This is a genomic window from Alkalibaculum bacchi, from assembly GCF_937875145.1.
GTDB classification, from domain to species: Bacteria; Bacillota; Clostridia; order Eubacteriales; family Alkalibacteraceae; genus Alkalibaculum; species Alkalibaculum bacchi_A.
This window is the reverse complement of the sequence record NZ_CALNCS010000067.1, coordinates 1-8,851: the sequence shown is the minus strand read 5'-3', so window position 1 is coordinate 8,851 and position 8,851 is coordinate 1. Positions and strand designations below refer to the sequence as shown.

Sequence of the window (8,851 nt, the reverse complement as noted above, 5' to 3'; positions counted from 1 at the left end):
TTCTTATTTCAGTTTTTTGAGTGGCCAATAATACTCTGTAAACGGCACATATTCTTATGAAATAAAGTCCTAAATATTCTTTTAAACTCAGGGTTTTTAAAATGAGCTACCTTTAAATTCTGGAGTAACCTTAGTTTCTTAGCGAGGTTCTCGAAATATACCGTAGGATACAAAATAGTTTTTCAAAATGGTGGGGGCACAAAGGAAGTCTTATTTGCCTTATTTTCAAGATTAGAGCTTTTTTGAAATTTTAAGGGAGGAAACTTTGTGAGGATAATAAACGCTAGCAGTATCTCATTGCCTCTTTTATTTTCAAGTAAGAAGCCCATACAAGGCTAACTACAATGAGACACTTGCTAAAGCAAGGACAAAATATAAAGAGAAGTATCAGGAGACATTTACTCAAAAGAAGAAGTACATACTAGGCATAACTTTTCGGCTTATACTTGGACACGCCTTTCGCCAAGGGTTTTGCTGCAATCAAGATCCCGTTCTAGATATGTAAATAAGCACGCATAGAGCTCATGGGGATTTGGACACAAGCAAACCTATTGAACTCCCAAAGGCTAAATCAAATGCTTAGCTTATCTTTCAATTCAAAACACTATTTACAAAACTGGATAACATCATATAACTAAACTAGCTGCATATATACAGCTAGTTCTTCTGAAACATAGAATCAGAAGAATCTTACGACAATAACTGACTTCACTGCATCTATAACTTAAGACTCTTAAATGCAGTGAAGTTCAGTTCTTGTATCGAAAAGCCCTTGAGACACATGAAATACTTAAGCCAAACAATTTGTCCTAAATGATCGCAATTATTGGCACATACAGATTGGCTTCATTAAGTTAGAATCTCGCGTTTCTTCGGAAATAACATATCCCATCGGACGGTAGCTAGCATATATTTTTAAAATATCTTCTGCTGGAAGCAACCCTTTACCAAATGTAGTTGGTACAACGTTTCCATTTTCTATAATAAAATCTTTAAGATGTAAAGCGACAACATGGTCACCAAGGCTTTTAAACATATCCGTTACTATCTGAAGTTGCTGAGGGACTAAATCGGCAGTTACTAATGACATTGGATCAACTATAATGCCTAAGTTCGGAGAACTTATATCATTAAATACTCTTATTGCGGTCTCAACATCATGAATTGGATTCATAACATTAGGTTCAATCGCAACAACTACATTTTCCTTTTCGCCAACCTTCACAAGCCGACGAATTGACTCTTCAGATTCTAAAAATTTCTCTTCACTAAAATTTTTCTCAGTATAATTAAAATTTGTATCACATGATCCAGTCTCAGAAGCAACTATAGAACAATCAAAATATTTAGCATTTCTGACATATGCCTCAAAACGACGAAGAGCTTCTTCACGTTTAGCAAGCTTAGGATGAATCATATTAATATAACATCCAAGGATAGCAATACGCACACTATATTTAAGAAGAGTACGTGAGATATAATTACCCATACCTGGATTAATTTCATGTTCCCCACTCAATAAATCAGGAAATGACTTATTTAAAGCAAGCTGCACATTTTTGATACCTAACCTCTCAAGTCTCAACCCTAATTGATCAGGATCTGATACCCCAGTAATATCGTGTCCACGAACTCCAAAGTTAAACACAGTAGGATCTCCTAATTTATATGCGATAAATAACCTATTTTTTTCATTTTAGCTTGCAAAAAATCCAAAATAATCGTGGGCGTTGTTATAACAAATATCTTCAATTATTTTGCCTAGATACTGTTCATCTTCGGGTAACTGACCATTATCTACCCACTCACCAAATAACTCACAAAGCACTCGACGAAAATACTCATGCCGAGGATAAGATAGGAAGCTACGTGAGTCAGTTAGCATACCTATGAAATTACCAAGAAGACCTTGCTGAGCAAATATAGTAAGCTGATCACGTATCCCAGATAAAGTATCATTAAACCACCATGCGTTGCCAAACATAATCCGTTGACGTACCCCAGCTCCTTGAAATGATCCTGCTAAAGAAGCTAAGGCTAGCCAATCATTAGAGTTAAGGCTATAAATAATAGTCTTGGGCAATATTGATTTCTGATCTGCTACATCAAAAAGATTTTTAATTTGTTTTACGATATCAGGCTGATCACCAACAGAATCAAAGCCCGCATTCGCACCAATAGTCACAAAATCTTTAGTAGAATCATCACGGAAACAATTTATGTGTAATTGCATGGCCCAATCATTATTCTTGTAAAGTTCCATAAGGTAAAGCTGAATTGTACTTTTATATTGCTCGGCTTGTTCACAGCTAATTTGCTTACCAGAAAGCGCATCTGCTATAATCCGATTCATTTTTTCTTCGTCTACAGGACAAAAATAAAATGTATTAAGGCTATGATCTGCTAAACGACAACCTATTTTATGAAAAAATTCTATCCGTTGAGCAATAGCTTTACAAAGTGCCTTATAGTTAGTAATTAAAGTACCTGAAATATCAGAAAGATTTTTGATATACTCAGGAAAACCTTTTTGCCTAATATTCATCAAATTCTCAGGACGAAATGTAGGCAGAACTTTAAAACCATTTTCCTTTTCTTCATCATGCAATAATTTCTGATAGCGCAAATCACTTACAGGATCATCAGTAGTACATATGAGGCGGACATTACTACGCTGAATAAGTCTTTTTGCACGAAAATCTTCAGTCACAATAAGCTTATTTGCTTTTTTCCAAATTTCATTAGCATTTTTTTGATTAATAGTTAAATCAATGTTAAAAAACCGCCTGAGTTCAAGATGGCTCCATTCAAATAAAGGATTACCAGGAGCTTTTTCAATTGCTTTTACATATTCAACAAAGCAGCTATATGGATCAACTTCATTACCCGTAATAAGTTTTTCAGGAGTGCCATTTGCCCGCATAAGACGCCATTTATAGTGATCACCAAATCCATTGTCATAAAGCCAAATTTGAGTAAGATTATTATATTTTCTATTTTGATAAATCTCAGCTGGATCTAGGTGACAGTGATAATCTATAATCGGCATATGAGCTGCATGTCCATGATATAGTTTTTTAGCCCAATTATTTTTTAAAAGAAAATCTTTGTTCAATAACATTTCTAACCTTCCATCATGTTTATCGTTTATCAATTGCTTCCCAAAGACCATTTATATATGCAACACCTAGAGCTCGGTCATATAAGCCATAGCCTGCGCGGCCCGTTTCTCCCCAAATCATTCTTCCATGATCTGGACGGATGAAACCATTAAACCCATTGTCATGTAAGGCAGAAACGATACGATACATATCAAGTGAACCATATTTAGATTCATGAGCAGATTCATAAAAATCTGAGTTATTTTTAGGGCTAATAAACTTTATATTCCTAACATGTGCAAAGTGAATACGACCTCTACGTGTAAACTCTTCAATGATGCTATAAACATCATTAGATGGATCCTCTGAAATGGAACCTGTACATAATGTAATACCGTTATACGGAGTGTCCACAGTCCTACAAAGCCAATCAAGATCTGATTTGTTTTTAATGATACGCGGTAATCCAAACATTGAATAGGGCGGATCATCAGGGTGTATTGCCATTTTTACATCATACTTTTCACAAGTAGGCATAATAGCTTTTAGGAAATAGATAAGATTTGAACGTAGCTTTTGCTCATCTACATCACGATAAATCTCAAAGAGATGTTTAATATGTGCAAGTCGTGCCGGCTCCCAGCCAGGCAGAACATAATCTCCTGTCTGAGAAGAATATTGATTTAGTAATTTATTTGGATCATTTGGAATATCCTTACTCTTAAAAATTAGAGTATGAGAACCATCGGCTAGCTTATAATTTAAATCTGATTTAACCCAATCAAAAACTGGCATAAAGTTGTAGCAAATAACTTTTATTCCATTCAAAGCTAGATTTTTAATTGTCTGCTTGTAATTTTCAATGTATTTATCACGAGACGGCAAGCCAGCTTTAATATCATCATGCACATTCACTGACTCTATAACTTTAAGAGTTAACCCTTCTTTTTCAACCGTATCCTTAAGATTTTTTATTTGATCTCTTGGCCAAGGTTCTCCAACAGGAATATCCATAAGACAGCCAACAATACCTGATACACCAGGTATCTGTCGTATTTCTTCTAAAGTAATATCATCATTTTTTGGCCCATACCATCTGAAGGTCATTTCCATTAGTGTAGCTTCTTTCTAAAATTAGTAATTACTAACTTAATTAATATTTAAATAAGTTTATGAATCGTGACGGCAATAGCCCCAGGTCCAGCAAGCATATGAAGAAAATACTCTTCGATTTTTTCCGCCAGACCTGCGTCATAAAGATTGACCCCAAAAAGTTTTAAATTAGACAATATTGGTTTAACCTTTGCATGAATTTTTGCTCTATCTATCTCCCCAATAGAAATGCCCGCAAGGTATCCTTGAAGAGTTTCGAGTAGCGGATCTGGACTTGGTTTAAACGAATTTCCATTATCATCAATGCCGATTAAATAACGAAGCCAACCTGCAATGGTAAGGGGAATAAATATTAAGCTAGAGACATCTTTACCCATCTTAATATATGTTTGTATAGTATAACCGTATCGTATTGGTACTTTTTGAGAAGTATCAGTAGCAATGCGTTGCGGAGTATCAGGTAAATTAGGGTTAGGTAATCGAACATCTATAAGCTCGTCAATAAATTTCTTTGGATCTATTACACCAGGATCAATGACTACAGGAAGATCTTCATCATAGCCAAGATGTCTAATAAGACTCACTAGATCAGGATTTCTCATTTCTTGGTATATACGGTCATAACCTAGTAAGCATCCAAAAACTGCCAAACATGTATGGAGCGGATTAAGACATGCTGTAACCTTCATTGTATCCGCTTTTTCAACAGTTTCTCGATCAGCAAGAATAACATCAGTTTTTTCAAATGCTGGACGACCATTAGGAAAATTGTCTTCAAGAACAAGATAATGAATTTCTTCCGTGTTTGAAAACCCGGAAAAATGTGAACCACTTTTCGTCGTAATAATACCAAGATCAGAAAATCCTTGTTTCACTAAGTTCTTTTCAGTTGCTTGCGCTGGATTAGGAGTAATCCGATCAATCATTGACCAAGGAAAACTAACACGAGATTCGTCAGAAATATAGTCTAAAAATGATTGACTAACGTAACCATGATTAAGCCATCCATGAGCAATAGTTAAAACTGATTCCCGAAAACGAAATCCATTTCGAGAGAAATTGTCAGTAGATACCATTGCAATAGGCGCAGCACCAGCCAAAAAGCGGGCAAACAATAAGGCAGTAATTATACCCATGGTGGACACAGCATGCTTAGGACCATTTTGAATTTCATCCACAACTGATGCTAGGAGACTACCATGGATATCTTTAACGGCATACCCTTTTTCAGTAATAGTGAGAGTTGAAAGTTGCAAGTCTGAACTTTTAAAATAACAAATCATTTTTGCTAAATCTTCAGGCCGTTTAGTATTACAAAAATAAGCTCCCGCAGTTATCGCGAGGACACGTTCATCCAGTTTGCCATTGGTATGCATAATAACTTGAAGTATATCATTGTTGTATGGACGATAAACTCTATCCACAGTAAATGGATCAAACGTTTCTGCAACTACTATGCCACGATCAAGCTCTCCCTTATCAGCCAAATCCTGCGCAATTGCAGCATGAAATGCTCGATAAAGATTACCTCCTCCGAAGTGAATCCATTGAGGTTGAAATAAGCCTGCAGATTTTAACGCATGAACATCAAATCTTGGAAGTTTAATGCCCCTTTTTTTAAATTCTATTTCTTCATTTTGCCACTGTTTTAATGACAGCACGTTAACTCCTCCTGTCTGATTATTCCTTAGCTAAATCTAGGGATATTCTATTGCTAAACTAGAATAACATTTTTCATATATGGCCAAGACTTCGTCAAGCAACTAGCCTATAAGAAAAGACAGAAGGATATTGATTATCCGTAAACGGTACAAATTACCTCGAATAAATTCGTCTTCTTCAATTAGTAAGAAATTTACCTAATCTGCTATTTTAGATCGTTTTGTTGCACTGTTATATTTTTTTGTATACTAAAATCACATGGTATAACTATTTGAGAGGTTTATTTTAATGATACAAATGAAGTCTTCTCGTGCTGTAATTCGAACAGGTGTTAATGCGGCTGAAGCCATGCATATTTTTCCTCGACAGGAAAAGGAAACTGGAGTTGCTTATGCATACCGTATTTTGGAATATAACATTCTTATGCTCATAATTCCACCAGGAGCATGGGTCCGCGAATCTTGTATTGCTAAACGATTAGGCTTATCTAAAACACCCGTGCATCAAGCAGTTGGACTCCTACATGACCATATGCTTGTAGACGTAAAGGCACAAAGCGCTACGCATGTCTCCTATATAGATCTCAATGCTCTCAGGCAGGGACTTTTCTTACGTCTTACAATCGAACCTGCGGTTATTCTGCAAGTCATTGGCACTATGCCTACAGAGGATCTTACACGCCTAGCAACAAACATCAAGGGACAACGAGAAGCCATCGCCAATAAACCTGATCCCTATAAGTTTATTCATCTTGATGATGAATTCCACCATATTATTTATCAAGCAGCAAATAAAGAACTTGTATGGGAATCAATTCGTAAGGGGACGACTCATTTTGATCGAGTTCGCTATATGGGTTTAATTTTTGGCTATGAAGACCCTGACATCAGTGAACATGAAGAATTATATAAAATGTTGGCAATAGGTCACGATATTTCAGAAAGAACTATCCGCGATTTTATTGCTCATCATTTATACCACTACACAGCTTATTTTGATCGTATGACAAATAGTCATTCAGACTACTTTGTACTTAATGGACTAAGCAATGGAACCCCAGCTATACCTCTATCTCTTGCTACAGAGTAATTAATAGAAATCTCTCATAACGTTCAAGTGAGTCGGTACATATATAACCAAAGTTGAAAACGATATCTTACAAGGTGCACTCAATCATTTAATAATGGCCCCATTCTAACGGTTGAAAACTGATTCCCTCACAATAAAAAGCTGGTTCCCTCTTTGCAATGGGAGGAGGAGCCACATGATCACAATGCAGGAGCGGACAGATATTGTCGCTGCCTAGCAGCGAGACGTCTTGATCAAGGAGATCGCCAGGATCTGAGAGCTTTCTAGAAACACGGTAAGGAAAGCCATACGCCTCTGAAAACGCACCACGATGCGAGGTCCACCACCCAAGCTAAACCCATACAAGGACTACCGCTCGAGCGTCTGGGCGAGAATATCCCGTATCAGCGTCGAGAAGCTTCCTACGAAAGATATCGACGATGGGGTATGCGGATGAAAAGACCATCGTGGCCGACTTCATAAAGCCGTATCGCAAAGCAAGAAGGTGCGTGAGCGATATCCGTTTTAAGACTGCCCCAGGACATCAGGCTCAAATCGTTTGGGCCTAACTTAGATGTCACGTCCTAGGTGGCAAGCGGATCCGTGTCTTACTGGGATATTCGCAGATGACATATGCAGAAGTGCTCACAGATGAGACATAAGCGACGTTTTTGCCTGCTGCGAGCACGTCTTTTCCTTCTTTGGCAACATTACCGAAGAGATACTCTACGCAATGCCCATATCGTCGGGCTCAGGCGCAATCGGGGGAAGGCATCGTCTTCAATGCTTTATTACTGGACTTTGCCGGACGTTATGGGCATAGACCGAAGGTCTGCAAGCCATATCATCTTCAGACCACAGGCAGGACAGGAAGCGTGCTGCGCTACATTAGGGATTTTCCTGGAAGCTGAGAGCTTCTACGGCCTTGAGGAGCAAGGCCGGCTATCGCCTGGCCAGATAACGTCGCCAACAAGCAGATACATGCAACCACACATGAGCGAGCCTGTGACCTACTATTACATGAAAAGCTTAAGGGATGGCCGTCCATATCAGGCAAGAAGCTAAGAGATGCCGCTCAGATTCGCGTCTTTTTCTATCGCAAGACCCTCGACGACTTCGACTTCTGATTTTTAGGTTTCATATTCCAGACCGCCATGCGCGAGCTTGCTGAATGTGATCACACAGACAACACCCCAATATCGTAGTGCCTGGGGCTTTCGGCACCGTAAAGACGCATCTGGCTTTTCCCTTGGATATGGAGGCGATCTAAAAGACGCTATCGAGTGAAGCTCACGACCTGCTGACATGTGTCATCAGACTCCAGAAGGCAAAAAAGAAAGCTACCTATTCAGACGCCTGCCCACATTCGCACGTCTCTCTTACTGATCATCGACGAGATATGAAGTGGCTGCCGATTCTCGGACACGGAATTTGATTCTCTAACGAAACCCACGACAATGTGCCTATGTGGCACAGAAAGCGAGGTTTCAAGGATGTCAAAGACGACGAGGAAGGTCTACGACCCAAAGTTCTGTATGCAGTAGTCTCGTGATCGACAGAATCTGCATCTGAAATTCGACACTTTATGCAGAACATGCCAACCCATCCACTCGGCCTAACCTGATGGTTCTTCGATATCCGTCAGGAAGGCAGGAAGGAACGATGATCAGCATGTCCGATGTCAATTCTATACGTCAGATGCGCAGAGATGGCGAGAGCGTCGCCTCGATCGCCAGGGCAGCAGGCGTCTCTCGCGACACCGTCTACACCTACCTCAAAAAGGATGATTTCTCGCCTAATCCCCCTAGAGCAGTCGTACCAAGGTCCTCGAAGCTCGACCCGTACAAGCCCCTTATCCAAGAATGGCTCGACCAAGACGTGACGAACTGGAAGAAGCAACGCCACAC

At 38.9% G+C, this 8,851-nt stretch carries 6 protein-coding genes; 2 read left to right on the top strand and 4 right to left on the bottom strand.

Annotation, left to right across the window (positions count from 1 at the left end):
- Positions 1–823: 823 nt before the first annotated feature.
- The 4 genes from Q7P22_RS04465 to Q7P22_RS04450 are packed head-to-tail and all read right to left on the bottom strand — an operon-like array spanning position 824 to position 5,875.
- On the bottom strand, positions 824–1,648 hold the full coding sequence (locus tag Q7P22_RS04465) for a sugar phosphate isomerase/epimerase (protein WP_303861135.1): 825 nt from the start codon (positions 1,646–1,648) through the stop codon (positions 824–826).
- A 48-nt stretch (positions 1,649–1,696) separates the two neighbouring features.
- Entirely contained in the window at positions 1,697–3,172 is a 1,476-nt protein-coding gene (gene uxaC, locus Q7P22_RS04460) for a glucuronate isomerase (protein WP_303861133.1), read from the bottom strand.
- The gene (uxuA, locus tag Q7P22_RS04455) at positions 3,141–4,214 is read right to left on the bottom strand and encodes a mannonate dehydratase (RefSeq protein ID WP_303861130.1); all 1,074 of its coding nucleotides are present in this window, start codon (positions 4,212–4,214) and stop codon (positions 3,141–3,143) included. The genes uxaC and uxuA overlap by 32 nt, the downstream gene beginning before the upstream one ends.
- A gap of 47 nt (positions 4,215–4,261) precedes the next feature.
- Positions 4,262–5,875: a mannitol dehydrogenase family protein gene (locus Q7P22_RS04450; protein WP_303861127.1), complete on the bottom strand. Its 1,614-nt coding sequence runs from the start codon at positions 5,873–5,875 to the stop codon at positions 4,262–4,264.
- A gap of 289 nt (positions 5,876–6,164) precedes the next feature.
- On the opposite strand from Q7P22_RS04450, the gene Q7P22_RS04445 reads away from it, so the two are divergent.
- Positions 6,165–6,965 carry a GntR family transcriptional regulator gene (locus tag Q7P22_RS04445; protein WP_303861124.1) on the top strand — a complete coding sequence of 267 codons (801 nt, stop codon included), beginning with the start codon at positions 6,165–6,167 and terminating at the stop codon, positions 6,963–6,965.
- A gap of 1,641 nt (positions 6,966–8,606) precedes the next feature.
- Positions 8,607–8,851: helix-turn-helix domain-containing protein (locus tag Q7P22_RS04440; RefSeq protein ID WP_303861121.1), on the top strand; the 245-nt coding region annotated here is incomplete at its 3' end.